This window comes from Streptomyces sp. NRRL B-3229, from assembly GCF_000719505.1.
Taxonomy (GTDB): domain Bacteria; phylum Actinomycetota; class Actinomycetes; order Streptomycetales; family Streptomycetaceae; genus Streptomyces; species Streptomyces griseorubiginosus.
On the sequence record NZ_JOGP01000006.1, the window covers coordinates 143,191 to 170,189 of the forward strand.

Consider the following 26,999-nt stretch of genomic DNA (forward strand, 5'->3'; position numbering starts at 1 on the left):
CCGAGGAGCCGCCGTGCTCTCCCCGTTGAATCCGGTCGTCGGTCTGCTGATGCTCCGCGGTGCCGTTGCCGAGGTCGAGTCACAGGCCGACCCAAGCGGTCGGACAGGGGCGCGCGTCCGGTGTCACGGTGACCGGCTGCCGAGGCCGGCGGTCAGGTCCGGGTCGTACGGCGGCTGCTGGTACCGGAGTCGGGCCGGGGCGGTGGCTCAGCCGCACTGGGCTCCCGTGGGGCAGAAGGAGCTCAGCGCCCTGGTGAGCGGCTCGCGCACCTGGGCCGGGGACAGGGCGGCGGGGCCGGTGACGCGGATCGCGTACAGCGTGCCGTCGGCGGCCTCGAAACGGTGGTCGACGACCTGACGGGGGCCGAGGTCCGAGTCGTCGTAGCGGTAGGCGAGTTCGGACCAGGTGGCTCCGGAGGCACGGTCGAGGACCTGGTAGCCGGGCCGGCGCGCGAAGCCGTAGCCGGGGTCGTTCTCCGCCAGGTCCAGGGAGCGGGCCGGAGTGTCCTCCGCGAGCCGGAAGATCTGGAGCCGTCGGCCGTCGGCGGGGTCCTCGTAGGCGACGACGGGAGCGGCCTGGCCCTGTTTCTCCGTGCGGGTCCAGCCCTGGGGCACCTCGACGGCGTATCCGACGGGGTCGAGGGTGCGGCTGTATCCCGGGGCCGGGGAGGTGGAGGGGGAGGGTGACCTTGATTCCCTCTTCGACGACGCGTCCGCCGTGACGCTCGGAGCCGGAACCGCGCCGGAGCGGGACCCCAGCGAGGTGTCCCGGAGGAGGAACCAGACACCGGCACCGACCGCGACCCCGACCAGGACGGCCACGGCGAGGGCGGCGAACACCCGGCCGACCCGGTGGGGCGCCGGGCCCGCGGCAACCGGCGGGAAAGGAGAGCCCACCGGACCGGTCGACAAGGGTGCGAGAGGCGAGACCTGCGTCGGTGCCGCGGCCCACAGCGGCGTGGGCTCCTGGCCCCGGGGCGGCACGAAGGAGGTCTGCGTCTCGGCCGAGGCCCACGGGGGCCGCTCCCCCGCCCGCGTCTCGGCCGGAACCCACAGCGGCCTGTCCCCCGCCCGTGTCTCCCCCGAGTTCCAGGCCGCCCGGCCTCGCTCCTCGCTCGGTCCGTGCTCCGCCGCGGAACCGGAGTCGTAGCCGTTCCAGTCGTGCCAGCCGTTCATCGCGCATCCCCCGAATCACCCCACCGGGCAGGGCTTCGACCGTAGGGCGAAAAACGGCCACGGGCCCCGTTCCGGCGGAAACCGGAACAGGGCCCGTGCACGCTCGTGACAGAGCCGTCGAGAAGACGCGGCGTCGAGCGGTTCAGACGCGGATCAGGCGCGGATCAGATGAGGCCGAGCGCGCGCACCGCCTCGCGCTCCTCCTCCAGCTCCTTCACCGACGCGTCGATGCGGGCGCGGGAGAACTCGTTGATGTCCAGGCCCTGGACGATCTCGTAGACGCCGTCCTTGGTGGTGACCGGGAAGGACGAGATCAGGCCCTCCGGGACGCCGTAGGAACCGTCCGACGGGATGCCCATGGAGGTCCAGTCGCCGTCCGCCGTGCCGTTGACCCACGTGTGCACGTGGTCGATGGCGGCGTTGGCGGCCGACGCGGCGGAGGACGCGCCCCGGGCCTCGATGATCGCGGCACCGCGCTTGGCGACGGTCGGGATGAACTCCTCGGCCAGCCACTTCTCGTCGTTGACGGTCTCGGCGGCGTTCTTGCCGGCGACCGTGGCGTGGAAGATGTCCGGGTACTGGGTGGCGGAGTGGTTGCCCCAGATGGTGAGCCGCTTGATGTCGGCGACCGTGGTGCCCGTCTTCTTCGCGAGCTGGGTCAGCGCGCGGTTGTGGTCCAGGCGGGTCATCGCGGTGAAGCGCTCGGCCGGTACGTCCGGGGCGGCGGCCTGGGCGATCAGCGCGTTGGTGTTCGCCGGGTTGCCGACGACCAGGATCTTGACGTCGTCCGCGGCGTGGTCGTTGATGGCCTTGCCCTGCGGCTTGAAGATGCCGCCGTTGGCCTCGAGGAGGTCACCGCGCTCCATGCCCTTGGTGCGGGGGCGGGCGCCGACGAGCAGGCCGACGTTGGTGCCGTCGAAGGCGACGTTCGGGTCGTCCGTGATGTCGATGCCCTGGAGCAGCGGGAAGGCGGAGTCGTCGAGCTCCATCGCGGTGCCCTCGGCGGCCTTGAGCGCCGGGGTGATCTCCAGGAGGCGAAGCTTGACCGGCACGTCCGCGCCGAGCAGCTGGCCGGAGGCGATGCGGAAGAGCAGGGCGTAACCGATCTGGCCGGCCGCGCCGGTGACGGTGACGTTCACGGGAGTGCGGGTCATGGCGTTCTCCGTATGACAGCTGGCGGTGGGGCGTCCCTGCCCCGGACGTTTGATCGATCTCTCGGCGTCAAGAGATCCACCGGTCAGGCTATCGCGCATCCGGGTACCCGAACGTCCGGGTCCATGTGGCCCACCCCACAACGCCCCGAACAAAGAGGCGGCCGCCCGTCCGGGAGAGGGGGGACGGAAACGGCCGCCGTATGGGGGTACCGGGGTCCGGACTCCCGTGGGGGTACGTTTCGCGTGCCCAGGATTCAACAGCCCATGCACACTCCGGGAAGTTTTGACTCCCTAGGGGCGCGGGGAACTGCGCGACAAGCCACAACGCACCGGCACACGACAGCCGACAGACCACGCAACGGCGATTAGTCGGTACACCCCCGCTGCCCCGAAGCCAACGTCACGCACGCCTTCGCCGCAGCCGCGTCCTTCACAGCGACCATCGGCGTATAAGCGATCGTGTCCCCCGCATCCGTGATGCTCCCGCTCTGCTCGGTCACCTTCCCCGCGGTCACCTCGACCTTGTCCCCCTGCCCCGCCTGGGTGACCCTCCCCCAGGCCGCCCCGCAGGTCTCGCTGTACCGCACCTCGACCACCGCCGCCCCCACGGTCGCGGTCTTGGCGGTGGTCACCAGGTTCCCGCTGCACCCCATCGCCTCGGCGTCCTTCCCGGTGCACCCCTGGCCGCTGCACTTCACCCCGGCGGGCAGCGAGACGGAGGTGGAGGCGGACGGCGACGGGGACTTGCCGGCCCCCGGCTTCCTGTCGCCGCCCGGGTCGGTCAGGAAGAACACGGCGGCGATCACGACCAGCACCCCGACGACCCCCGCGAGGAACATCGTCAGCCGCCGCTTCCCCCCGGAGCCACCGGAACCGGCTGAGCCGTCCGAACCGGTGGAACCGTCGGACGCCCCGCCCCCCGGCCGCGCGTCCTGCGGCTCGTCGTACGGTCCCGGCGCCCCCGGCGTCCGCCCCGGCCCGTCGGCCTGGACGGGCGCGGCCGCGGCGGCCGTACGTCCCGAAGAAGTTCGCGACGGGCCCTGATAACCGGCCACCCCCCAGGAGTTGCCGCCCGAGGAACCACGGTCGGCCTCCGACTCCGTCGGCTGCGGCGGCACCGTCGGCGCGACTCCGGCCGGTCCCGCCACCCCCGGCGTCACCGTCGCGCTGCCGCTTCTGCGGGCCGTCCCACCACCCTTGGCGGGCGCGGGCGGCGCCCCGAACTCGCCGAGCGCGGCCCGCGCCTGGGAGATCCGGATGGCCTCCATGGTCATGTCGTGCCGCATCTCCGAACGGCTCCAGGCGCGTTCGGCCAGCTCCCACATCGTGGTGAGATGAATGGGACTGGTGCCGGTGACCTCGGCCAGGGCGACGATCGCGCCCTTCGGCGCGAGCAGCCGGCCGTTCAGATAACGCTCCCAGGACGTCTTGCTGTAACCCGTGCGGTCGGCGACGGCCGCGATGCTCAGGCCGCTGCGGTCCACGAGCCGCCGCAACTGGCTCGCGAACTCCCTGATCTGCGGATCGATGTCTTCAGGCAAGGCCTTCCAACGAGGCATTGCTCCCCCCTCTTTCCCCCCGGTCGGTGCTGTGGTGCTCACGTGCGCTGCAAGGATCCCAGCATTCCGGGCACGTGCGCACGGGTGTATCGGCAAGTTCGACACGTTATCGACGCTGTCGAACAGTGCCGTGTCAAAACCGCAAACTTGTCAATACATCGCCACACGGGGAACACATCGGAAATAACGCCCGACACGGCAGTTACCGGCTCACCCAGAGGCCACGGCACCGGCGATCCCGACCGCCAGCAGCAGCACCAGCAGCAGTACGGCGGCCAGCAGCAGCCGGTTGATCCCGCCGGGTTTCCGACGGGGCGGCTCGTCCCACCACGGCAGTGTGGGGTCGTCCTCGTAGCCCTCGCCGCCGGAGACCCTCCCGCCCTCGGTGGCGGAGACCTTGTCGCCCTCGGTGGCCGAGGCCGGCCGGGGCCAGGCCTGCACCGCCAGCTCCCAGCGCACGGTGAGACGTTCGGCGTCGGTGCCGTCGAGGCCCGCGATCCGGCACAGCGCGGCGACGGCCTGCCGGGGCGGCGGCTGGGAGGCGTTGAGGTAGCGGTGCCAGGAGGACTTGCTGTAGGCGGTACGCGCGCCGAGCGCGACCAGGCTCAGCCCGGTGCGGTCCTTGAGCCGCCTGAGCTGCTCGACGAAGTGCCGCACCTCAGGCGGCAGATCGTCCGGCAGCGCCTGCCAGCCACTCATCGCCCACCTCCGCGGCGTCCGCACCTGCTCCCAGGCAAGTGACGACGCCGGAGGCCGGATCGGTTCCTGGCCGCGGGGCGATCGTGGCAGGTCACCCACTCCGTGCCGGAACCGTCACCGCTGTGCCACAGCGGACCGACAGCGGTTGAACAGCCCGCTCGCAGCGCGGGAGGGTGGAGCGCGCCGACGGTCCGTCCCTCATCGGGGGAGGGGGCGGGCCGCCGGGTCTCCCCCGCGGGGATCAGCTGTTGGTGACCGTGAAGTGCAGGGTGTCCTTGAGGAACGGGATCACCAGCCACGGGTCCGGCTGCACCATCATCGCCAGCAGGACGATCGCGGTGCCGAGCACGCCGTAGGTCGCGATGTCGGTGAAGCGGGAGCGCACGGCGAGCATGCCGACGTCCGGCAGCAGCCAGCGCAGCACGGCACCGGCGAGCAGGGCCAGTCCGATCAGCAGGGTGCCAATGCGGAACGAGTCGAGCGCCGTCAGCAGCAGTCCGAGGCCCACCGCGGCCGACACGGCGAGCACCGGCCACTGCCGGGCGGGCGCCGGAGCGTCCCGCGGAGCGGCCCGGCCGCCGCCCTCGGGCCGCGCGGTGTCCCTGGTGAACAGCGGAAACCGCCGGGTGGCCCGGCGCGGCACGCCGTCGACGTCGGGCGCGCTGATCGCGTCCCGTACGACGAGATCGGCCTCCGACTCGGGATCGCCCGCCCGGTCCGGCTCACCGTCGGCGCCGTCGGCCCGCTCGGCGGCAGGAACCGCCGCACCGGACTCCTGACCCTTCCCGGCCCTCAACGACCCCACCCCGGGCTCCCCGTCGTCCAGGGCACGCGCAGAACCGGCGTCCCGGGCCTGCGCCGAAGCGTTGTCCTGGGCCCGCACCGAACCGGCGTCCCGGGCCTGCACCGAAGCGCCGTCCGGGCCCTGCACCGAACCGGCGTCCTGCCCCCGCGCCGACCCGTCGTCCTGGGCCTGCGCCGACCCGGCCGACCCCGCGGAGCCCGTCGTCCCGGTCGCCCGCGCCGCCATCCGCCGCTCCTTCGGTCCCCGCTCCTCAGCCGACACCGCGCTCCGCCGCCTCGACCACGTTGACGAGCAGCTGGGCGCGGGTCATCGGGCCGACGCCGCCCGGGTTGGGGGAGATGAAGCCGGCGACCTCGGCCACGCCCGGGTGGACGTCTCCGACGATCTTCCCCTCCGCGTTGCGGGAGACGCCGACGTCGAGGACGGCGGCGCCCGGCTTCACGTCCTCGGGGCGGATCAGGTGGGCGGAACCGGCGGCGGCGACGATGATGTCGGCGCGCTTGAGGTGCGCGGAGAGGTCCCGGGTGCCGGTGTGGCACTGGGTCACGGTCGCGTTCTCGCTGCGGCGGGTCAGCAGGAGGGGCATCGGGCGGCCGATGGTGACACCGCGGCCGACGACCACGACCTCCGCGCCCTTGATCTCGACGCCGTAGCGGCGCAGCAGGGTGAGGACGCCGTTGGGGGTGCAGGGCAGCGGGGCCGGCTCGTTGAGGACCAGGCGCCCGAGGTTCATGGGGTGCAGCCCGTCCGCGTCCTTGTCCGGGTCCATGAGCTCCAGGATGCGGTTCTCGTCGATGCCCTTGGGCAGCGGGAGCTGGACGATGTAGCCGGTGCAGGCGGGGTCGGCGTTCAGCTCGCGGACGACCGCCTCGATCTCCTCCTGCGTGGCCGTCTCCGGCAGCTCGCGCTGGATGGAGGCGATGCCGACCTCCGCGCAGTCGCGGTGCTTGCCGGCGACGTACTTCTGGCTGCCGGGATCGCTCCCGACCAGGATCGTGCCGAGGCCGGGCGTGATGCCCTTCTCCTTCAGCGCCGCCACGCGGGCGGTCAGATCGGACTTGATCGCGGCTGCGGTGGCCTTGCCATCGAGAATCTGGGCGGTCATGACCCCATCCTCGCGGATGACCGGCCCCCGGTTCCAATCAGGGTTCCAATCCGGGTTGCACTTGCACAACACATCGCAATGCGCCTGGACAAGCGCTCTTCCCACCTAGAAGCATGGAGGGCGCTGTATCGCGGCTGATGTTCGGGGGGCATACCGCTTCATTTCGTGACGTTCCTCCGCACAATTCCGCAACGTCCCCTTTGCGTTCCCGGAGGATTCCCACCATGAGTTTCGGCTCGCCCAACAACCCGTACGAGAAGCCGCAGAACCCCCAGCAGCCGCAGCCTGGTTACGGCTACCCCCAGCAGCCGCCGCAGCAGCAGCCGCAGCCCGGTTACGGCTACCCGCAGCAGGCCCCGCAGGGCGTGCCGCCGCAGCAGGGCTACCCGCAGCAGCCCGGTTACGGCTACCCGCAGGCGCCGCAGGTCCCGGCCTCCGCCTACGGCTACCCGCAGCAGCCGGGCTACGGCGGCCAGCCGCCGTACGCCAACTGGGGCCAGCGCTTCCTCGGCTTCCTGGTCGACATGCTCGTGTTCGCGGTGCCGTACGTCCTCGTCATCGTCGGGGCCAACGCCAAGATGGGTGCCCTGTCGGCGATCGGCGGCCTCGCGCTCCTCGGTCTCGCGATCTACCAGCTGATCATCGAGGGCAAGAACGGCCAGACGCTGGGCAAGAAGGCCCTCGGCATCCGCCTGGTGCGGGAGTTGGACGGACAGCCCATCGGCGTCGGCATGGCCTTCGTCCGCCGCCTCGCGCACTTCCTGGACAGCCTGGCGTGCTACCTCGGCTGGCTGTGGCCGGCCTGGGACGCCAAGCGTCAGACCTTCGCCGACAAGGTGTGCTCGACCATCGTGATCCGCACCAACTGAGCTCCGCCGCACCACGATCGACGGCGGACGGCCGTGCCGCCGCCACGCCACTCTCCCCGGGGCCGTGTCACACCGTGACACGGCCCCGGGGCGTGCTGCGCCCGCGTTCCCCGGGTGTCCCGCACGCCCGTCCCCGGGGGTCCCGCACGCCCGTCCCCGGGGGTCCCGGGCTCCCGTGTTCCCTCCGTATCCCCGCGCTCCCCGGTGCCGGACGGTAGCCTCTCGTCCGTCAACTGGCGTGACACGTGAGCACGTTGTGGATCTATGAGGCAGGTCGGGGAACCGTGACAGACACACCGGCGGCCGGTGACACCGCCCTGCGGCAGGTGGGCGCGGCCCCGCTGCTGCCCACCGACCCCCCGCGCATCGGCCCCTACGCCCCGCTCGGCCTGCTCGGCAGCGGCGGCATGGGCCGGGTCTATCTGGCCCGGCACGCGGACGGCGGGCCGGGGCTGGCCGCCGTGAAGGTGATCCGGCCCGAGTACGCCGAAGGGCCGGACTTCCGGCGGCGGTTCGAGCGGGAGGCCGCCGTGCACGGGCGGGTCCGCACCCCCCGCGCACCGCATCTGCTGGGCACGGGGTTCGACGACGCGCTGCTGTGGATGTCCACCGAGTACCTGCCCGGACTCACCCTCGTCGACGCCGTGCGCGAGTGCGGGCTGATGGAGCCGGCCGGGGTGTGGCGGCTCGTGGCGGAACTCGGCGAGGCGCTGTCGGCGCTGACCGCCGCCGGGGTGGTGCACCGGGACCTCAAGCCGTCCAACGTGATCCTTTCCCCGCGGGGCGCGCACGTCATCGACTTCGGCATCTCCCGCGCGGCCGACAGCAGCGCGATCACCACGACCGGCAACCGGGTGGGCACGGCCGCGTACATGGCGCCCGAGTACCTGCGCGAGGGCCGCTGCGACGCCGCCTCCGACGTCTTCTCGCTCGGCTGCACCCTCGTGTACGCCGCCACCGGGCACGCCCCCTTCGGCGACGGGACCGGTGTGGACGTCATGCACCGGGTCGCCTTCGAGGCGCCCGACACCGAGGTCATGGCCGAACTCGCCCAGTCGGACCCCGCGTTGGCCGCGCTGCTGACCGCCTGCCTGACCAAGGACCCCGCCGGGCGGCCCACTCCGCGACAGCTGACGGACGCCGCCACGGCCGCCGGGCACGGCCGCGCCTCCCTCTGGCAGGAACCGCTCGCCGCCCGGCTCCGCGAACGGCAGCAGGGGTGCGCGGTGCTGGCGGACCTGCCCGCGGGGAGCGGTCCCTTCCGTACGCCCACCCAGCCGGTGGTCTCACATGCTCCCGCGCCGACCGCTTCCCGGAACGGCAGACGCAGAAGGCCCCTCATAGCCGGCGTCGCGGGCATCGCCGTCGGGGCCGTGGCCGTCGGCGCCTTCCTGCTCACCCGGCCGGGCCTCGAATCCCCCGCCGTGGCCGCCCCTACGGGCTCGGCCGGCGCCACGGCATCGACCGCACCGCCCTCTTCGCCCCCCAGCACCTCCCCTTCGGCCTCCACCTCCGCCAAGGAGGACGGCGAGAAGAAGAAGGACAAGGGCAAGGGCGAGAACCAGCAGGTCACCGCCGAGAAGACCAGCCCGGAACCGGACGGCACGCCCTCCTCCACCCCGACCCGGGCCGGCAGCGGCAACCCGCCCGCCCCCACCCCCACCGCCACGGTCACCAGAACCACCGCGCCCCCGGCCGCCCCCGCCTGGATATCCGGCTGCACCTACTACTCGGGCACCGAACAGACCGAGTACGGCGACAAGGGCCAGCGGGTCGTCCAGGTGCAGTGCATGCTCACCAAGCGCGGCTACAGCGTGGGGAGTTCGGGCGTGGACGGCGAGTTCGGCAAGGACACCCGGACGGCGGTGAAGCAGTTCCAAAGCGCCAAGGGACTGGAGGTCGACGGCCAGGTGGGGCCCTACACGTGGGCGGCGCTGCGCAGTTCGACGTAGCGCCGCCCTCGGCCGTACTTCAGCCGTACAGCTGTGTGTCAGTGGAAGAAGTGGCGCGTCCCGGTGAAGTACATCGTGACGCCCGCCTTCTTCGCGGCCTCCACGACGAGTTCGTCACGGACCGAGCCGCCGGGCTGGACGACCGCCTTCACGCCGGCCTCCAGGAGGACCTCCAGGCCGTCCGGGAACGGGAAGAAGGCGTCCGAGGCGGCGTACGAGCCCTGCGCGCGCTCGGCACCGGCCCGCTCGACGGCGAGCTTCGCGGAGTCGACCCGGTTGACCTGGCCCATGCCGACGCCGACCGAGGCGCCGTCCTTGGCGAGCAGGATGGCGTTGGACTTGACGGCCCGGCAGGCCCGCCAGGCGAAGGCCAGGTCGGCCAGTTCGTCCGCGCTCAGCGCCTCACCGGTCGCGAGGGTCCAGTTGGCCGGGTCGTCGCCCTCGGCCTGGAGACGGTCGGTGACCTGGAGGAGCGCGCCACCGTCGATCGGCTTGACCTCGGCGGGGTGCGCGGGGGCGGCCGGGGCCTTCAGGACGCGGATGTTCTTCTTCTTGGCGAGCGCCTCCAGGGCGCCCTCCTCGTAGTCCGGCGCCACGATGACCTCGGTGAAGATCTCGGCGACCTGCTCGGCCATCTCCTTGGAGACCGGCCGGTTGACCGCGATCACGCCACCGAACGCCGACAGCGGGTCACACGCGTGCGCCTTGCGGTGCGCCTCGGCGACGTCCGAACCGACCGCGATACCGCAGGGGTTGGCGTGCTTGATGATGGCGACGGCCGGCTCGGCGTGGTCGTACGCGGCACGGCGGGCGGCGTCCGTGTCCGTGTAGTTGTTGTACGACATCTCCTTGCCGTGCAGCTGCTCGGCCTCGGCGAGACCGACACCGGTGCCGTCGACGTAGAGGGCGGCGGGCTGGTGCGGGTTCTCGCCGTAGCGCAGGGTGCTCTTGCGCTCCAGGGCGGCCGCGATGAACTCGGGGAACGGCGAGTCGTCGGCGGGGGCGTAGGCGCTGGCGAACCAGCTGGAGACCGCGATGTCGTACTCGGCGGTGTGCCGGAACGCCTCGGCGGCGAGCCGCTTGCGGGTGGCGAGGTCGAAGCCGCCGTCCTTGACCGCGGCCAGGACGTCGGCGTACCGCCCGGGGCTGGTGACGACGGCGACCGAGGGGTGGTTCTTGGCCGCGGCACGCACCATGGAGGGGCCGCCGATGTCGATCTGCTCGACGCACTCGTCGGGGGAGGCACCGGAGGCGACGGTCTCGCGGAACGGGTAGAGGTTCACGACGACGAGGTCGAACGGCTCGACGCCCAGCTCCGCGAGCTGCTCGCGGTGGCTGTCGAGGCGCAGGTCGGCCAGGATGCCCGCGTGCACGCGCGGGTGCAGGGTCTTGACCCGGCCGTCCAGGCACTCGGGGAAGCCGGTGAGTTCCTCGACCTTGGTGACGGGGACGCCGGCGGCGGCGATACGGCCCGCGGTGGACCCGGTGGAGACGAGCTCCACGCCCGCCTCGTGCAGGCCGCGCGCGAGGTCCTCGAGGCCGGTCTTGTCGTAGACGCTGATGAGCGCCCGGCGAAGGGGCCGCTTGTTCTCGGCGGTCACTGGATAACTACCTTTCGTCCCTCAATGCGATAGCCGTTGCGGGCGAGCCGCCCCACGACCTCGACGAGCAGCCTTCGCTCGACTTCCTTGATGCGCTCGTGCAGAGCGCTCTCGTCGTCCTCGTCCCGGATCTCCACCACGCCCTGGGCGATGATCGGTCCGGTGTCGACGCCGTCGTCGACGAAGTGGACGGTGCAGCCGGTGACCCGGGCTCCGTACGCGAGCGCGTCACGGACGCCGTGGGCGCCGGGAAAACTGGGCAGCAGCGCGGGGTGGGTGTTCACGAACCGCCCGCCGAAGCGGGCGAGGAACTCCTTGCCCACGATCTTCATGAACCCGGCGGACACCACGAGGTCGGGTTCGTGGGCGGAGACGGCCTCGGCGAGGGCGGTGTCCCACTCCTCACGGCTGGCGTGGTCCTTGACCTTGCACACGAAGACCGGCAGCCCGGCGCGCTCGGCCCGGGCGAGCCCCTCGATGTTCTCGCGGTCGGCGCCGACCGCGACGATCTCGGCACCGTAGGCCTGCGCGCCGGTCTCCTCGATGGCGTCCAGCAGGGCCTGGAGGTTCGTACCGGATCCGGAGACCAGCACGACCAGGCGCTTGACCGGCCTGGCCTGCTCGGCCACGGGCTTGGCGGCCACGGCGGGGCCCTTTCTCGAAGGAGGGGTCTTTTCACGGCCGACGCTTGGCAGCTTCGGACGCTTTGTACTTTCGCACGAATGCTTCGGGCCCGGGGATACGGGGAAGCCTACGAAGCGGCCGACCGTCAGCAACGATACCGGCACACCGGAAGGCCCCCGCGGGACGGGGGCGTGGCCGGAAGGTAGCGTCTGGGACGAGCCGGTCCGGGAACGTAGGTGGTACGCGGTGCGTTCACGGGGTGACGGCTCACGCCGGACGCTTGACGTACTCGACGGACTCCAAGGGGAAGACGCTCACTTGATGTCGGACCGCAGCCTGCGACTCCTCACGCTCTCCCAGCAGTCGGTGCGGGGAGGGGAGCGCGGCTTCACGCTGCTGCGGGAGCAGCCCGCGTCGCCGCCGGACGCCCCTTCCTCCGGCAAGAAGAACGGCGAGGGGCGGGGCGGGGCGGCCGAGGAGGACAACCCCTTCGCCCCGCCGCCGGAGGGCACCCCGGACCGTCCGTGGCAGCCGCGCCGTCCCGAGGGCTCAAAGGGCTCGGAGGGCCCCGAAGGCTCCGAGGACGACGACAGAAGCGGTTACCCCCCGTGGGGCAGCCAGTGGAGCGACCGCCAGCCGGGCCGCTCCGACGGCGGCTTCGGGGACCGCCCCGGCCTGAATCCCGGCAGCCAGGAGGGCCAGGGCGGCAGCGGCCCCGGCCCCGGCATGCGCTGGGACCCGACGGACCCGGCCCAGCGCCGCGCCCGCTACGCCCTGCTGTCCGGGATGTGGGCCTTCTTCTTCGTCCTCTTCGGCTGGCAGCCCGTGGGGCTGATGCTGGGCGCCCTCGCCCTGTACTGGGGCGGCAGCGCCCTGCGCGCCAAGCCCCGCACCCCCGACCCGGACACGCCCGCCCCGCCGCAGTCCGCGCGCCCCCAGACCACGGCGGCGATGACCGGCCTGGTCACCGCCTCCCTGGCCATCCTCTTCGTGGCGGCGAGCTTCACCACGCGGCTGGTCTACGACGACTACTACACCTGCGTCAACGACGCCCTCACCAACCAGGCCCAGCAGTCCTGCTCGGACCTGCTGCCGAAGCACCTCCGGCCCCTGCTGGGCGCCGACAGCTGAGATCAGTCGGCCGGGCGGGGCTCCTCGGGCTCGTCGGGCTCGTCCGCCGGCTCCTCCAGCAGCGCGGCCCAGCGGGCCTCGTGGGCAGCGTCCTCGTACCAGGGGGTGGGCGGGGGGATCGGGCCGGGTGAAGGGATGGGGCCCGGTGAGGGGAACGGGTTCGGCGCGGGTTCGACGGGGAGTGCTTCGTACGGCTCGTAGGTGTCGTCCTCGTCGTCGGGAACCTCCTTTCGGGCCGGGGCGCCTGTCTGGTCGGGGCGGCCTTGGACGCGGCCCTGGTCGAAGGGGGTGTCGTGGGGACCGCCCGACTGCACCGGGCCGTTCTCAGGTGCGGTCCAGGAAGGTGCGGTCCCGGACGGTGCGGTCCCAGGAGCCGTAAGGGGGGCGTCGACCGCCTTCCGCCGGGTGAGGAGACCCCGCATCCGCACCCGCGTTCCGGGAGCCGTTCGGGTCACCGCCACTGCCTCGCGCCGGACGAAGACGCCCCGCACCCACGCCCGCACCCCGCCGCGGGTGCGTCCCCGCCAGGCCCGGACCCCGAGTCCCACCGGTACGCCCACGCCCGCGAGCCACACGGCCACCGACCCGCCGACCTGCCACCACACCGGCCCGAACCGGGCCAGCGCCCCCACCCCGAGCGGCCCGCCGGCCAGCACGGCGAGCACGGCGACCGCTCCCGCGCACAGCACCGCGGCCCAGCACACCGCCCCAGCGGTCCGTCCCCGCGACCACCCGGTGTCCGTGGCCCGCCCCACGAACCAGCCCAGCACCACCCCGGCCACCAGCGGCACCCCCGCCACCGCCCAGTGCACCGGCCCTCCCGGCCCCGCCTCCGGCACCGCCGCGAGCAGCGGGAACGGCGGCAGCAGCGGCGCGGGGTCCGAGGACAGCGGCCCCACCACATGCCCCGCGCCCAGGACGAATCCGGGCCCGGCGGCATAACCCACCGCCCACACCGCCGCGTTCGGCACCAGCGCGGCACAGAGCAACAGCACGGCGAACCGCCCCGACCATCCTTCCGTCAGCTGGAGGAAGGAGCCCCGGGTGGCCTCGCCGTGCACCACCAGCGACACCCCCAGCACCGCCGCCCCGCCCCCGGTGAGCGCGGCCACCCCGGCCCCCGCGGCACGGGCCGCGACGGCGAGCCGTGCCCTCGCCTCGACCCCGAGCACATGACGCCGCAACGCCGGGGGCAGCAGCACCAGCACGCTGTCGAGGGCGTCGCCGGGGCGGCCGTATGCCGTCCACACCCCCGCCGCGGCCGCACCCATGGCGACGACGGGCAGGCACACGCAGACCCATGGCCACGAGGGCCGCAGCGCGCCGCCGGACGCGTACAACGCGGCGGCCGCGCCGACGGCGAGGTAGCCGAGCACGACCCCGGCCCACGCCGTGCGCCCGGACGCGGGAGGCGGTGCCTCGTCCCCGGAGGCCACGTCCCGCGCGGCCCGGTGCACCAGCCACAACGGCAGCGCGAGCAGCAGCATCGGGGTCACCCCGACGGGGGCCGGCACACCGGAGAGGGTGTCCGCGCGGACCAGTTCGGCGCCGTGGGCCAGCAGCCACAGGGCCGCGGCCACGTGCAGTGCCCCGCCCGGACCGCTGTCGGGATAGGGCGAGCTGATCCACAGCACCATCACGAGCACGGCGAACGAACCGAGCCCGAGGCCCGCGGCGACCGCACCACCCAGGAGGCTGGCGGCCAAGCCGGGCGTTCGGTCGCGCAACCGGGTGAGCAGGGGCGACAACGACGTACGGCGAGCGGTCATCTCGATCACGACCGCCATGCTCCCAACGACACGCGCTTTCGTGACGCAACACGCGAACAACCGATGTGTCGCTCAATATACGACTATGTACTTTTTCGTACGAAGGGGTGTGCTGTGACGGCGGAACTGTCGGCCGGGCCACCGAAGGAGCCGGAGCCCGCGCCCGAGGTGACGGATCCTCAGCCGCAGCCCGGGGAGACGCCGCCCGAACCGGAGCTCTCCCCCGCCTCCCTGACACCCGCTCAGGCCTTCGACGCGCTGTACGCGTTCTGCGCCCCCGCGCTCGTCCGGCAGGCCTATCTGCTCACCGGCCGCCGCGAGCTCGCCCGCGAGTCGGTCGAACGCGCCTTCCAACTCGCCTGGCAGCGCTGGCCCGAGGTGGCGGTGGACCCGGACCCGGCGGGCCGGATGCGGACCATGACATACGAGTACGCCCTCTCCCCCTGGCACCGGTTCCACCCCCGTCACCGGCGCCACGAGCCGCCGGCCGCCGACCCGTCCGACCGCCCGCTGATGGCCGTACTCCAGGAACTCCCGCCGCCGCAACGGCGTTCCCTGCTGCTGTACGACGGTCTCGGCCTCGATCTTCCGGAGACGGCGGCGGAGACGGAGGCGAGCACGCCGACGACCGCGAGCCGGCTGATGAACGCGCGCGCGGCGATCGCGGCCCGGCTTCCCGACCTGGCCGACCCGTCCGCCCTGCACGAGCGCCTGGGCTCGCTGGCCGCCCATGAACGGCTCCGCGCGTCGAAACCGCCCACCGTGCGGAACGGTGGCGAGCGCCGGGCCCGTTTCTGGACCCGGGCGGCGATCGCCTTCACGGTGGCGCTGATCGGCACGACGGCGCTCACGGTCCGGACGGCCCCCACGCACTACGAACCGCCGGTGGCACCGGGGGCGGAGATCCAGGGGGTGCCGCCGCGGGTGGGGCAGGGGGCGTTGTCGGAGTCGGAGGTGTCCCTGCGGAGGAAGCTGCGTGAGTCGATGGGGAACGGGCCGGAGAGGGTGGTGCCACTTGCTCATTAGCGGCGGGCTGCGGGCCGGTGGGGGCGCACCCGTCAGCCGCCCGACAACCCGACCCGGCACCCCCATCGCGCGCCGATGGGCCCGCCCTCACACAGGGAAGCGGGCCCATCGACGTTCAGCTGGGTACCGTTCAGCCGGCGAGGATCTCCCGCGCCAGCTTCGCCGTCTCCGTCGGCGTCTTGCCGACCTTGACGCCGGCGGCCTCGAGGGCCTCCTTCTTCGCGGCGGCCGTGCCGGAGGAGCCGGAGACGATGGCGCCGGCGTGGCCCATGGTCTTGCCCTCGGGCGCGGTGAAGCCCGCGACGTAGCCGACGACCGGCTTGGTCACGTTCTCCTTGATGAACGCGGCCGCGCGCTCCTCGGCGTCGCCACCGATCTCACCGATCATCACGATCAGGTCGGTGTCGGGGTCGGCCTCGAACGCGGCGAGCGCGTCGATGTGCGTCGTACCGATGACCGGGTCGCCACCGATGCCGACGGCCGACGAGAAGCCGATGTCACGGAGCTCGTACATCATCTGGTACGTCAGCGTGCCGGACTTCGAGACCAGACCGATACGGCCGGGCTTGGTGATGTCGCCCGGGATGATGCCGGCGTTCGACTGGCCCGGGGTGATGAGACCGGGGCAGTTCGGGCCGATGATCCGGGTCTTGTTGCCCTTGGACACGGCGTACGCGTAGAACGCGGCCGAGTCGTGGACCGCGATGCCCTCGGTGATGACGACCGCGAGGGGGATCTCGGCGTCGATGGCCTCGACGACGGCGGCCTTGGCGAAGGCCGGCGGCACGAAGAGGACGGACACGTTCGCGCCCGTCTTCTCGATCGCCTCGGCGACCGTGCCGAAGACCGGGATCTCGTTGCCGTCGATGTCGACCGACGTGCCCGCCTTGCGGGGGTTCACGCCACCGACGATGTTCGTGCCGTCGGCCAGCATGAGCTTGGTGTGCTTCATGCCCGTGGCACCGGTCATGCCCTGGACGATGACCTTGGAGTCCTTGTCGAGGAAGATAGCCATGGCTTGTCTGTCCCTCTTCCCTTACTTCGCAGCCGCGAGCTCGGCGGCCTTGTCGGCCGCGCCGTCCATGGTGTCCACGCGCTGGACCAGCGGGTGGTTGGCGTCGGAGAGGATCTTGCGACCCAGCTCGGCGTTGTTGCCGTCGAGACGGACGACGAGGGGCTTGGTGACTTCCTCGCCCTTGTCCGCGAGCAGCTGGAGCGCCTGCACGATGCCGTTGGCGACCTCGTCGCACGCGGTGATGCCGCCGAAGACGTTGACGAAGACCGACTTGACGTCGGGGTCGCCCAGGATGATCTCCAGGCCGTTCGCCATCACGGCGGCGGAGGCGCCACCGCCGATGTCGAGGAAGTTGGCGGGCTTGACGCCACCGTGCGCCTCACCGGCGTACGCGACGACGTCCAGGGTGCTCATGACGAGACCCGCGCCGTTGCCGATGATGCCGACCTCGCCGTCGAGCTTGACGTAGTTGAGGTTCTTGGCCTTGGCGGCGGCCTCCAGCGGGTTCGCGGAGTCCTTGTCCTGGAGGGCCTCGTGCTCCGGCTGACGGAACTCGGCGTTCTCGTCGAGGGAGACCTTGCCGTCCAGGGCGATGACGTCACCGGAGGCGACCTTGGCCAGCGGGTTGACCTCGACCAGGAGGGCGTCCTCCTCGACGAAGGTCTTCCACAGGGTGACCAGGACGTTCGCGACCTTGTCGGCCACCTCGGCCGGGAAGTTCGCGGCCTCGACGATCTGGCGGGCGACCTCGGGGGTCACGCCCACGTTGGCGTCGATCGGCGTCTTGGCGACGGCCTCGGGGCGGGTCTCCGCCACCTCCTCGATCTCCATGCCGCCCTCGACGGACGCGATGGAGAGGAAGGTGCGGTTGGCACGGTCCAGGAGGAAGGAGACGTAGTACTCCTCCACGATCTCCGGGGCCGTCTCGGCGATCATCACCTTGTGGACCGTGTGGCCCTTGATGTCCATGCCGAGGATGTTGGTCGCGTGCTCGACCGCCTCGTCGGCGGTCGCGGCCAGCTTCACGCCGCCGGCCTTGCCGCGGCCACCGACCTTCACCTGGGCCTTGACGACGGACTTGCCACCGAGGCGCTCGGTGGCTGCGCGGGCCGCCTCAGGCGTGTCGATGACTTCACCGGCCAGCACCGGTACATCGTGCTTGGCGAAGAGGTCCCTCGCCTGGTACTCGAACAGGTCCACGCGCTTCCGTCCCTATCAGTGATCTCGCGGTTCGTTGTCTGCGTGGGCGTGCCGCGAGGGCAACGTGACGTCCGACCGGTGTCTGTCACAAGGGAGGCGCACACGGTGTCCGAGCGCGCGGCATGTCCGTCTCGCAGGTTATCGCTGCTTGCCGGGGGCCCCTAAATCGAGGGTCACACCTGAGCGGTGATACCTGTCACATGATGCCGTGCTCACTGGCACGGCGTGCCGCAGGTGAAGGGCCTCACCGGGGTGGGGTTGCCCCGGTGAGGCCCCTTGCGCAGCCCCTTCAGGGGCCCTGGGCGGTCGATCCCCACCCCAATGGGGATCTCTTCGCCCGCGCCCGTGAGGTTGCGGCAGGACGGACCGACGGCTTCGGCCGTCCGGGGCGCATCGCCTCACGGGGCTGGTCGGGGGAGGTCAGGCGCGGTTCCGTGGATCCTGCGCGTGACCCGGCTGACGGACTGGGCTGTCTCCCGGATGCCGTGTCTCCCGGATGCCGTGTCTCCCGGATGCCGGTGGCTGCGGCTGCGGCTGCGGCATGGGCACGGCGGCGGTTGATCTGGCGGCCGGGTACGTCACAGGGGACGGGTGTCCGAACGGCTGGGGCAGGCCAGCTCCGTGCCCGCGCGCCAGGTCAGCCGCGGGTGGGGAGGCCCTGTGGTCCGGTCCTGTGGTCCCGTCCCGGTCTAGCCGGGGAAGACGGGGATGTCCCGGTGACTGTCCCGGGCCCCGGCCGCGTCGACGTCCGCGGCGGCACCGGGCACGAGCCGCAGCGGCGCCCGGTGGTCGAGGGTGGTGACGGCATGCGCGTCGCCGTGCCGCGAGGAGCCGTTGTCCACGGCGGGCTTGCCGCTCAGGGCGCCGCCCTGGCCGTCGGACGGCACCTGGTGGGCGGGCGCGGTGGCGGTGGAGCCGGCGCGGTGGCCGGAGGCGTGCTGAGGGGTGTCGTGCTGTGCGGAGCCGGGTACGGCGGACTCGGTCAGGCTGTCGCGGCCGGTGAACCAGGGCCCGTAGGCGGCCCCGCTGCGCGTGGAAGGCTCGCCTTCGGCGGGCTCGGCCTTTGAGTGGTCACCCGCTCCGGGCTGCGGCGCCGAGGCGACCGGCGGCGCGGGCACGGGGGCGGGGGCGGGGGCGGGCAGGCTCGGCGCCGACGGAAGCTCCGGCGCGGTGGGGACGGTCGGCCACGACGGGGACTGCGGGAGGTCCGGGAACGACGGCAGGGTCGGCAGCGGCGGCGATTCCGGCAGGGACTCCACCGGAGGCAGCCCGACCGTCTCGGTCAGCCCCGTGGTCACCGTCTCGACGAGGTCTCCGACCGGCCGCACGACACCGTCACTCACGACCGTCACGATGCTTTCGGTCACCGGACGGAGGACCTTGCTTCCGCCGACGGGGGCGGCCGGGGGCTTGGCGGGCCTGCTGTTCGGCGTGCCCGCCGGGCCCGGGGTCGCATCCGTTCGCGAATCGGCTCCCGCGCCTTCGCCTGTGGTCGTGCCTTTGGCCGTGCCTGTTTTCGTGCCTGTGTCCGTGCCGTTGGCCGCGCCTGACTCCATGGCTCGCGGTGCGGTCGGCGCTGTCAGCGACCGCACCGGCGCCTTGACCGGCAACGCCCCGACACCGTCAGCCGCGTACGCCTGCTCCCCGCAGAGGAAGCCCAGCACGAACAACCCGCCCAACAGCAGCCCCACATGCAGCGCACGACGCCCGGACACCCCGCGCAGTACGCGCGCGGCGACACCGGGAAACGCTGCTGACGAGGTCAAGAGAGAGCGAGACCTTCCGTGCGGAGAAGAGCGGAGAAGAGGCGAAACGGCATGGAAGCGGGAGCGGAAACGGACGGGAAGCGTGAAGACTGTGGAGAGACCGATCCTTGCACGGGGCGCCCGAGGTTGCGCAAGCCCCGTGTTACCGATGCGTAGTCATGTCCGTTTTGCTGGCTGGAATCGCAGGTCACCGGGTCGACAAATCACCGACGCGGGGCGCGAGTTCCCGGTCACACCGTGTCCGGTATCGGAATCGGCCGCTTCTCGATGGCCGCGGCCATCACCTCCGGGAACAGGTCCGGCGTACAGGCGAAGGCCGGTGCGCCCAGCGCGGCGAGCGCGGCCGCGTGCTCCCGGTCGTAGGCCGGCGCCCCCTCGTCGGACAGGGCGAGCAGCGTCACGAACTGCACCCCCGACGCCTTCATCGCAGCGACCCGCTTGAGCATCTCGTTGCGGATCCCGCCCTCGTAGAGGTCGCTGATCAGCACCATCACCGTCTCCGCGGGCCGGGTGATCTGCGACTGGCAGTACGCCAACGCCCGGTTGATGTCCGTGCCGCCGCCCAGCTGCGTGCCGAACAGCACGTCCACCGGGTCGTCGAGCTGGTCGGTGAGGTCGACGACCGCCGTGTCGAACACGACGAGCCGGGTGTCGATCGACCGCATCGACGCCAGCACCGCGCCGAACACCGAGGCGTAGACGACGGACGCCGCCATCGACCCCGACTGGTCGATGCAGAGGACGACCTCCTTCTTCACCGACCGCGAAGCCCTGCCGTACCCGACGAGCCGTTCCGGCACGATCGTCCGGTACTCCGGCAGATAGTGCTTGAGATTGGCCGAGATCGTGCGGTTCCAGTCGATGTCGTGGTGCCGGGGACGGTTGATCCGCGCGCTCCGGTCGAGGGCGCCGGTGAGGGTGGCGCGGGTACGGGTGGCGAGCCGCTTCTCCAGGTCCTCGACGACCTTGCGCACCACGGCCCTTGCCGTCTCCTTCGTGGTCTCCGGCATCGCCTTGTTGAGCGACAGCAGGGTGCCGACGAGATGCACGTCGGCCTCCACCGCCTCCAGCATCTCCGGTTCGAGCAGCAGGGTGGACAGCCCCAGCCGGTCGATCGCGTCCCGCTGCATGACCTGCACGACGGAGGAGGGGAAGTACGTCCGGATGTCCCCCAGCCACCGCGCCACGGAGGGCGCCGACGCCCCCAGGCCCGCCGAACGCTCCCTCCCCGCCTGGCCCTTCCCGTCTCCCCTGCCGTAGAGCGCGGCCAACGCCCCGTCCATCGCCGCGTCCCGCCCGCCGAGCACACACCCGGTCCCGTCAGCCGCGTCCCCACCGAGCACCATGCGCCACCGCCGCAAGCGCTCGCCGGCGGCCGGCGCGGAGTCAGGGGTGGGGGCGGTGGGCTCGGAAGCGGTGTCGGAGGAGGTGCCCGAACCCTGAACCAGGGGCGCGACCTCCCGTTCCGCAGCCGTCCCCGACGTTCCGCTCGGTTCGGTCGTCATCCGCGCACCCCCGTCCGGAAACGGTCCCAGAGCGGGACCACGGTCACCGGCGCCACCGAACCGTGCCTCGGCCGAAGCCCGGCCCTGTGCGCGGGTGTGCTTCCCCGCCCTTCTGCGGCGGCGCCCGTCACGTCGCCCCCGCTCCTCGCTGTCCGGGTCACCTCAGTGATCATCCCGCCACCCCCGCAAAGTCGTTGTCGTCGGTGTCCGCCAAGCCGTTGTCGTCGGCGTTCGCCAAGTAGTTGCCGTCGGCGTTCGCCAAGTAGTTGCCGTCGGCGTTCGCCAGATCGTTGTCCTCGTCCAGGCCGAGCAGCAGCCGCACCACCGGCAGCACCGCGTCCGCCCGCGGCCCGTCGAGGTCCGCCCCGAACCCCGGTATCCCGGAACCGGCTCCGGCCGCACTCCCCCGCTGCCCCGGCCCACGCCGGACCAACTCGCCCAGGGTCCGGCGCACTCCCGGCTCGTATGCCGAGAACGTGCGCCGCAGAAGTGGCAGCACATCGGTGAAGGCCTCCGCCGACACCCCGGTGAGCCAGGCGTCGACCAGCCCGAGCAGCCGCTCGTCGTGCACCAGGAGCATCCCGCCGCCGGAGCCGCCGCCGACGAAACCCTCGATCCACGCGGCCGCGTCCCCCGGCGGCGTCCCCGGCGAGAGCACGAGCCCCATGAGCCGTGCCACCTCGTCCTGCGCCAACTCCCCGTCGTCCAGCAGCAGCCGCACCGCCCGGCCCCGAATGACACCGGGCACGGTGTCGCGTCGCCCGAGCACCTTGAGCACGCCCAGCCAACGCCCTCGCAGACCCCGCTGAGCCGCTGCCGACGGTCCCGCCTCCAGCCCCGGCGCGTCCACGGAAGACGCGACGGAAGGCGCGCTCGCCTCGGCGGCCCGCTCGGCCGGCTCGGCTCGCCTCGGCCGCTCGGCCCGGTCCGGCTCCACCACCTCGCCCAGCAGTCCCACCGCGCCGTGCACCGCGTCCACATGGCGCCGCATCTCCTCGGCCGCCTCGGCGTCGAGCGCGGCGCAGGCCGGCGGCAGGCCGACGAAGACGCGCTCGGCAAGACCCGCGGCGACCTCCGCCAGAGCCCCGGTTCCGGTGCCCCGCACATCCCCGTACCGGAGGGAGCGGACAAGAGCCGGCAGGGCCTGGGCGAGGTGGCCGACATCCGCGTCCAGCGCTGCCCGGTCGGCGAGGATCTGCATCACTGTGGGCAGGGCGTCCGGGAGTTCGGCCAGCAGACAGCGTTCGGCGAGCGCGGTGACGTCGGCCAGCCCGGACGCGGAGACGGCGTCGGCCTCCGCCTTGGCCGTGGCTGCGGCGAGCACGGTCGTGCCCCACACCCCCGCCTCGGCGACCCGTACCGCCAACTCCGGCTCCCAGCGCAGCCGCCATGTCTCGCGGAAGGTCCCCGTACTCCCCCGCGAGATCGCCGGCTCGCCCCAGGCCACGCCCAGCAGCCGCAGCCGGTGCAACAGCCTGCTGCGCTCGGCGTCGGTCTCCTTGCGCAGATCGAGTTCCAGCTCCCTCTCCAGCGCCTCCGGCCTGAGCCGCAGCCGCCGCTGGATCCGGTCGAGGTCACGCTGCAAGGGGACCGCGGGCGCCGACTGCGGCACCTCCCCCAGCACATCGCCGACCACCAGCCGGTCGTGCACCAGCGCCAACGGCACGTCCGAGCCCTCGCACATCACGGCCCGCACCGCGTCGGTCGTCTCGCTCAGGCCGGGCAGCGGGCGGCCCCGCATCGCCGCGAGCGTCCCGGCCAGCCGTACGGCCTCGATGACGTGCGCCGACGACACGATCCGGCCCTCGTCCCGCAGCAGTCCCGCCACCTTGGTCAGCCATCGCTCGACGGGACGGTCCGGCGCGGAGAACAGATGCCCGTACCAGCCGGGCGAGTCGATCCCCGCGCCGTAGCCGCTGTGCCGCGACAGCCTGCGGTGTGTCCACGGCACCCACGTCAGGTCCGCCTTGACCTTCGGGAGCCCCTTCAGCAACGCCTTGTCGGCGGCGACAGTGCTCTTCCGCCGCAGCGCGGGCACATGCCAGGCCCCGCACACCACGGCCACGTCGTCCCCGAACTCCCGCTGCGCCGCCCGCACCTGGAGCCGCATGTACGCCTCCCGCACGAGGTCCCGGTCGTGTCCCCCCGTCCCGTACGTCTCCCGCAGCACCCCCATCGCCTCTTCCAGCACGGTGAAGGGCTCGAACACATCCCCCGGCCCCGGCCCCCGATGCTCGACGACGTCCTCCCACCACCGCTCGGGATCGTCGTATCCGGCAGCCTCGGCGAGCACACCGAGCGGATCGACCCGAACGGCGTCACGAGGAGCGGCCTCCTCAACCGGAGCGGCGGCTTCGTCGCCAGGACCGGTGCCTTCGTCCCCCCGACCGGTGCCTTCGTCCCTCGGACCGGTGCCTTCGTACCCCGGACCCGTGCCTTCGCCGGCCCGAGGGGTGTCCGTACCGGCGGGACTGGCAGGAGCCTGGGTCGGATCGGCTTCCGTACCGGTGGGGCCCGTGTCCCTGTCGGCCGTACCGGTGTCCGTCCCCGCCGGATCCGGCGCCCCGGGCTCACCCACCCCCGGCACCTCACCCGGGGGCCCGTCCGCCCCTCCGTCTCCCCCCAGACCGGGGTCCGCGGGGCCCCCGTCCCCCTCGTCCCTCCCCCAGGCCAGCGTGTGCGTGGCGGGCAGGTCGATGAAGCGGGCCGGGACGTCGTGCTCCAGAGCCCAGCGGATCGCCACCCACTCCGGGGAGAACTCGGCGAGCGGCCAGAACGCCGAACGGCCGGGTTCGTCCACGGCATGGGCGAGCAGGGCGACCGGCGGCCGCATGTCCTCCTCAGCGGCCAGTGGGATCAGCGCGTCGGCCTCGGGCGGTCCCTCGATCAGCACCACCCGGGGCAGCGCCGCGTCCAACGCCGCCCGCACGGACCGCGCAGACCCGGGCCCGTGATGCCGCACCCCGAGCAGCAACGGCCCGGAGCCGACTCCCCGGCTCCCGCGCCCACCACCGGTCCTCTCTCCATCGCCGCTTCCATGGCCCACCGCCGCAGTCACCCCCTCGCCGCCCCGGTCTCCGTCCCCACTCGCGCCTCCGCCCGAGCCGGGTGCCTCCGCACCACCGGTCTCATCGACTCCCGTCACGCCAACCCCCGCTCCTCCGTGGCCACTTGGAGTCGTCCTCACCGACCAGTCCGAACCCGCCCCCGTCGCCGTACCGCTCAACGTCCGTCACAGCCGTCCCCCTTGGTTCCACTGGTTCCGCACTCCTCGACAGCCGGCCCGCATCGATGTCCTCGTGTCCGCCCCAACGGCAACCCGGTCCCCCGGACGCCGAGCTGTCACCCGTCCCTGTCTCCGTCCTCCGCCCGTACGACCGCCCCGCCTCAGGTCGCCGCTCACGCACTGACCTCCCGGCAGGCCCGGTAGAAGTCCTTCCAGCCGTCCCGTTCCCGGACGACCGCCTCCAGGTACTCCTGCCAGATGACCCGGTCCGCCGCCGGGTCGCGGACGACCGCGCCGAGGATGCCCGCGGCGACGTCGCCGGCCCGCAGGACGCCGTCGCCGAAGTGGGCGGCGAGGGCGAGCCCGTTGGTGACCACCGAGATCGCCTCGGCGGTCGACAGCGTGCCGCTGGGCGACTTGAGCTTGGTGCGGCCGTCGGAGGTCACGCCGTCGCGCAGCTCGCGGAAGACCGTGACGACCCGGCGGATCTCGGCGATGCCGTCGGGCGCCGCCGGCAGGTCGAGGGAGCGGCCGATCTGGTCGACGCGGCGCGAGACGATGTCGACCTCCGCCTCGACGCTCTCCGGCAGCGGCAGCACGACCGTGTTGAAGCGGCGGCGCAGGGCGCTGGAGAGGTCGTTGACCCCGCGGTCGCGGTCGTTGGCCGTGGCGATGAGGTTGAAGCCGCGGACCGCCTGCACCTCCTGGCCCAACTCCGGTATCGGCAGGGTCTTCTCGGACAGGATCGTGATCAGCGAGTCCTGTACGTCGGCCGGGATGCGCGTGAGCTCCTCCACCCGGGCCGTCATCCCCTCCGCCATGGCCCGCATCACCGGGCTGGGCACGAGGGCGTCGCGGCTCGGGCCGTTGGCGAGCAGCTGGGCGTAGTTCCAGCCGTACCGGATCGCCTCCTCCGGGGTGCCCGCGGTCCCCTGCACGAGCAGGGTGGAGTCGCCGCTGACCGCCGCGGCCAGATGCTCGGAGACCCAGGTCTTCGCGGTGCCCGGCACGCCCAGCAGGAGCAGGGCGCGGTCGGTGGCGAGGGTCGTGACGGCGACTTCGACCAGGCGGCGCGGGCCGACGTACTTCGGGGTGATCACCGTGCCGTCGGGCAGGATGCCGCCGAGCAGGTAGGTCGCCACCGCCCACGGCGACAGCTTCCAGCGGGCCGGGCGCGGGCGGTCGTCCTGCGCGGCCAGCGCGGCGAGCTCATCGGCGAACGCTTCCTCGGCATGCGGCCGCAACGCCTCGGCCGGTTCCCCCTGCTTCGGTTCCACGGACGTCGGTTCAACAGACACAGTCATGGCTGAGGCCCCCTCCAGCTCGGCCGGTTCGGATCTGCCACCAACCGTGCACCACGCCACTGACAATGCGATCCGACCTGCGGAAACGTGTTCAGCGGGGTCGGGAGGGCCGCCGGTCCGAGGCCGATTGTCAGTGGGGGGATCTACCTTCGATGTCATGACTCAGCAGGGGGTGCGCTGGACGGCGGATCAGGTGCTGGCACTGGCTCCTGACGCCGCCTCACGCAAAGCGGGAAGCAAACTCGGCGCGGCCGGTCCGTGGTCCGAGGCGGGCAGTTCCGAGGAGGGGACGGTGTGGGGGCTGTGCAAGGGCAGCGGCAGCAAGCCGTATCAGACGGTCATCGACCTCGCGGACGCGACGGGGCCCGCGTACAAGTGCAGTTGCCCCAGCCGCAAGTTCCCGTGCAAACACGCGCTCGGGCTGCTGCTGCTCTGGGCGGGCGGGGAGGGTGCGGTGCCGCCGGGGCCGGCACCGGACTGGGCGGGGCAGTGGATAGAGGGGAGAAGGCAGCGGGCGCAGGAGAAGGGGACGGCGGAGTCAGCCGGTTCAGACGCCGGCGCCAGTGATCCGGAGGGGGCGCGGCGCAGGGCGGAGCGCCGGGCCGTGCGGATCACGGCGGGCGCCACGGAGCTGGAGCAGCGGCTGACCGACCTGCTGCGCGGCGGTCTTGCGGGGGCGGAGCAGGCCGGGTACGGCCTGTGGGAGGAGACCGCGGCCCGCATGGTCGACGCGCAGGCGCCGGGGCTCGCCTCCCGGGTGCGGGAGTTGGGGTCGATCCCGTCGTCCGGTCCTGGCTGGCCGGTGCGGTTGCTGGAGGAGTGCGCCCTCATTCACCTCCTCGACCAGGGCTGGCTGCGCCGCGAGCGGCTGCCGGACGGCCTGGCGTCGACGGTCCGTTCCCGGATCGGGCTGCCCGCCTCGGCCGACGGACCGCCGCTCCGGGACCGCTGGCTGGTCCTCGCCCAGTACGACACCGCGGACGCCCGCCTGACGACCCGCCGGATCTGGCTGCACGGCACGGACTCGGGCCGCACCGCACTGCTCCTCTCTTACGGCGCCGCCGGCCGCGCCCCCGAGTTGGCGCTGCCGGTGGGGCTGGAGCTGGAGGCGGAGGTGTCCGCCTACCCCGGCAAGGGGCAGCTCCGCGCGGCCCTCGGCGAGCAGTTCGCACCCCCCGCGCCCTCGGCGACCCGGCCACCGGGAGTGTCGACGGACCAGGCGGCCGCCCGTTACGGCGAGGCACTGCGGGACGACCCCTGGCTGGACTCCGTCCCCGTGACCCTGGACCGGGTGATACCGGCCCCGGACGGCGACTCCTGGCAACTGGCCGACGCCGACGGCGACTCGGCGCTGCCCCTCACCCCCTCCGCCCGCTCCCGCCCCGGCCTGTGGCGCCTGGTCGCCCTCTCGGGCGGCGCCCCGGTCAAGGTCTTCGGCGAGTGCGGCCACCGAGGTTTCACCCCCCTGACGGCCTGGCCGGAGGGCGCGGGCGAGGCGGTGCAACTGTGCTGA

20 protein-coding genes are annotated in these 26,999 nt (G+C 72.7%); 5 read left to right on the forward strand and 15 right to left on the reverse strand.

Annotated features, from left to right (window positions below; all coding sequences use genetic code 11):
• Window positions 1-207 precede the first annotated feature (207 nt).
• The 6 genes from IF54_RS0110950 to IF54_RS0110975 form a co-directional block, all read right to left on the reverse strand.
• Window positions 208-1,176: a hypothetical protein gene (locus IF54_RS0110950; protein WP_030317082.1), complete on the reverse strand. Its 969-nt coding sequence runs from the start codon at window positions 1,174-1,176 to the stop codon at window positions 208-210.
• A 164-nt stretch (window positions 1,177-1,340) separates the two neighbouring features.
• Entirely contained in the window at window positions 1,341-2,330 is a 990-nt protein-coding gene (locus IF54_RS0110955; RefSeq protein ID WP_030317084.1) for a malate dehydrogenase, read from the reverse strand.
• Between the two features lie 365 nt (window positions 2,331-2,695).
• Window positions 2,696-3,889 (reverse strand): helix-turn-helix domain-containing protein, encoded by a 1,194-nt coding sequence (locus IF54_RS0110960; protein WP_030317085.1) that lies wholly within the window; start codon window positions 3,887-3,889, stop codon window positions 2,696-2,698.
• Window positions 3,890-4,099: 210 nt separating this feature from the next.
• Window positions 4,100-4,588: a helix-turn-helix domain-containing protein gene (locus IF54_RS0110965; RefSeq protein ID WP_030317088.1), complete on the reverse strand. Its 489-nt coding sequence runs from the start codon at window positions 4,586-4,588 to the stop codon at window positions 4,100-4,102.
• A 241-nt stretch (window positions 4,589-4,829) separates the two neighbouring features.
• Window positions 4,830-5,255, reverse strand: coding sequence for a DUF3017 domain-containing protein (locus IF54_RS42975; protein ID WP_051735414.1), 426 nt, complete (start codon window positions 5,253-5,255; stop codon window positions 4,830-4,832).
• A 388-nt stretch (window positions 5,256-5,643) separates the two neighbouring features.
• Window positions 5,644-6,498 (reverse strand): bifunctional methylenetetrahydrofolate dehydrogenase/methenyltetrahydrofolate cyclohydrolase, encoded by an 855-nt coding sequence (locus IF54_RS0110975; protein ID WP_030317093.1) that lies wholly within the window; start codon window positions 6,496-6,498, stop codon window positions 5,644-5,646.
• Between the two features lie 224 nt (window positions 6,499-6,722).
• Between IF54_RS0110975 and IF54_RS0110980 the strand changes: the two genes are divergently transcribed.
• Together IF54_RS0110980 and IF54_RS0110985 are read left to right on the forward strand one after the other, a co-directional pair.
• On the forward strand, window positions 6,723-7,367 hold the full coding sequence (locus tag IF54_RS0110980; RefSeq protein WP_030317096.1) for an RDD family protein: 645 nt from the start codon (window positions 6,723-6,725) through the stop codon (window positions 7,365-7,367).
• 284 nt (window positions 7,368-7,651) lie between these two features.
• Window positions 7,652-9,319, forward strand: coding sequence for a serine/threonine-protein kinase (locus tag IF54_RS0110985; protein ID WP_030317098.1), 1,668 nt, complete (start codon window positions 7,652-7,654; stop codon window positions 9,317-9,319).
• Window positions 9,320-9,357: 38 nt separating this feature from the next.
• On the opposite strand, the gene purH is transcribed toward IF54_RS0110985, so the two are convergent.
• Both purH and purN read right to left on the reverse strand, forming a co-directional pair.
• On the reverse strand, window positions 9,358-10,920 hold the full coding sequence (gene purH / locus IF54_RS0110990) for a bifunctional phosphoribosylaminoimidazolecarboxamide formyltransferase/IMP cyclohydrolase (RefSeq protein ID WP_030317101.1): 1,563 nt from the start codon (window positions 10,918-10,920) through the stop codon (window positions 9,358-9,360).
• On the reverse strand, window positions 10,917-11,564 hold the full coding sequence (purN, locus tag IF54_RS0110995; protein WP_030317103.1) for a phosphoribosylglycinamide formyltransferase: 648 nt from the start codon (window positions 11,562-11,564) through the stop codon (window positions 10,917-10,919). The genes purH and purN overlap by 4 nt, the downstream gene beginning before the upstream one ends.
• Window positions 11,565-11,865: 301 nt before the next feature.
• Here purN and IF54_RS0111000 point away from each other — a divergent pair, with 301 nt between their 5' ends.
• Window positions 11,866-12,675: a hypothetical protein gene (locus IF54_RS0111000; RefSeq protein ID WP_030317105.1), complete on the forward strand. Its 810-nt coding sequence runs from the start codon at window positions 11,866-11,868 to the stop codon at window positions 12,673-12,675.
• Between the two features lie 2 nt (window positions 12,676-12,677).
• Here IF54_RS0111000 and IF54_RS0111005 read toward each other — a convergent pair whose 3' ends face one another.
• Window positions 12,678-14,462 carry a DUF6350 family protein gene (locus tag IF54_RS0111005; RefSeq protein WP_030317107.1) on the reverse strand — a complete coding sequence of 595 codons (1,785 nt, stop codon included), beginning with the start codon at window positions 14,460-14,462 and terminating at the stop codon, window positions 12,678-12,680.
• Window positions 14,463-14,558: 96 nt separating this feature from the next.
• On the opposite strand from IF54_RS0111005, the gene IF54_RS0111010 reads away from it, so the two are divergent.
• Window positions 14,559-15,470, forward strand: coding sequence for a sigma factor-like helix-turn-helix DNA-binding protein (locus IF54_RS0111010; RefSeq protein ID WP_078851937.1), 912 nt, complete (start codon window positions 14,559-14,561; stop codon window positions 15,468-15,470).
• Between the two features lie 130 nt (window positions 15,471-15,600).
• On the opposite strand, the gene sucD is transcribed toward IF54_RS0111010, so the two are convergent.
• From sucD to IF54_RS0111040, 6 genes are all read right to left on the reverse strand, one after another.
• Entirely contained in the window at window positions 15,601-16,485 is an 885-nt protein-coding gene (gene sucD / locus IF54_RS0111015) for a succinate--CoA ligase subunit alpha (protein WP_030317110.1), read from the reverse strand.
• 21 nt (window positions 16,486-16,506) lie between these two features.
• Window positions 16,507-17,685: an ADP-forming succinate--CoA ligase subunit beta gene (sucC, locus tag IF54_RS0111020; RefSeq protein WP_020135710.1), complete on the reverse strand. Its 1,179-nt coding sequence runs from the start codon at window positions 17,683-17,685 to the stop codon at window positions 16,507-16,509.
• Between the two features lie 689 nt (window positions 17,686-18,374).
• Entirely contained in the window at window positions 18,375-19,052 is a 678-nt protein-coding gene (locus IF54_RS42080; protein WP_051735399.1) for a hypothetical protein, read from the reverse strand.
• Between the two features lie 629 nt (window positions 19,053-19,681).
• On the reverse strand, window positions 19,682-20,797 hold the full coding sequence (locus IF54_RS0111030; RefSeq protein ID WP_051735415.1) for a VWA domain-containing protein: 1,116 nt from the start codon (window positions 20,795-20,797) through the stop codon (window positions 19,682-19,684).
• 328 nt (window positions 20,798-21,125) lie between these two features.
• Window positions 21,126-23,930 carry a DUF5682 family protein gene (locus IF54_RS0111035; protein WP_030317122.1) on the reverse strand — a complete coding sequence of 935 codons (2,805 nt, stop codon included), beginning with the start codon at window positions 23,928-23,930 and terminating at the stop codon, window positions 21,126-21,128.
• A 425-nt stretch (window positions 23,931-24,355) separates the two neighbouring features.
• Window positions 24,356-25,486: an ATP-binding protein gene (locus IF54_RS0111040; RefSeq protein ID WP_030317125.1), complete on the reverse strand. Its 1,131-nt coding sequence runs from the start codon at window positions 25,484-25,486 to the stop codon at window positions 24,356-24,358.
• Between the two features lie 157 nt (window positions 25,487-25,643).
• On the opposite strand from IF54_RS0111040, the gene IF54_RS0111045 reads away from it, so the two are divergent.
• Window positions 25,644-26,999, forward strand: a complete 1,356-nt coding sequence (locus IF54_RS0111045; protein WP_030317126.1) for an SWIM zinc finger family protein — start codon at window positions 25,644-25,646, stop codon at window positions 26,997-26,999.

Coding starts and splice junctions, on each gene's coding strand:
- IF54_RS0110955 (WP_030317084.1), bottom strand. CDS start 2,330: ATGACCCGCACTCCCGTGAACGTCACCGTCACCGGCGCGGCCGGCCAG.
- IF54_RS0111000 (WP_030317105.1), top strand. CDS start 11,866: ATGTCGGACCGCAGCCTGCGACTCCTCACGCTCTCCCAGCAGTCGGTG.
- IF54_RS0110975 (WP_030317093.1), bottom strand. CDS start 6,498: ATGACCGCCCAGATTCTCGATGGCAAGGCCACCGCAGCCGCGATCAAG.
- IF54_RS0111005 (WP_030317107.1), bottom strand. CDS start 14,462: ATGGCGGTCGTGATCGAGATGACCGCTCGCCGTACGTCGTTGTCGCCC.
- IF54_RS0111030 (WP_051735415.1), bottom strand. CDS start 20,797: ATGGTGCTCGGTGGGGACGCGGCTGACGGGACCGGGTGTGTGCTCGGC.
- IF54_RS0110980 (WP_030317096.1), top strand. CDS start 6,723: ATGAGTTTCGGCTCGCCCAACAACCCGTACGAGAAGCCGCAGAACCCC.
- IF54_RS0110965 (WP_030317088.1), bottom strand. CDS start 4,588: ATGAGTGGCTGGCAGGCGCTGCCGGACGATCTGCCGCCTGAGGTGCGG.
- IF54_RS0111040 (WP_030317125.1), bottom strand. CDS start 25,486: ATGACTGTGTCTGTTGAACCGACGTCCGTGGAACCGAAGCAGGGGGAA.
- IF54_RS0111045 (WP_030317126.1), top strand. CDS start 25,644: ATGACTCAGCAGGGGGTGCGCTGGACGGCGGATCAGGTGCTGGCACTG.
- sucD (WP_030317110.1), bottom strand. CDS start 16,485: ATGGCTATCTTCCTCGACAAGGACTCCAAGGTCATCGTCCAGGGCATG.
- IF54_RS0110950 (WP_030317082.1), bottom strand. CDS start 1,176: ATGAACGGCTGGCACGACTGGAACGGCTACGACTCCGGTTCCGCGGCG.
- IF54_RS0110960 (WP_030317085.1), bottom strand. CDS start 3,889: ATGCCTCGTTGGAAGGCCTTGCCTGAAGACATCGATCCGCAGATCAGG.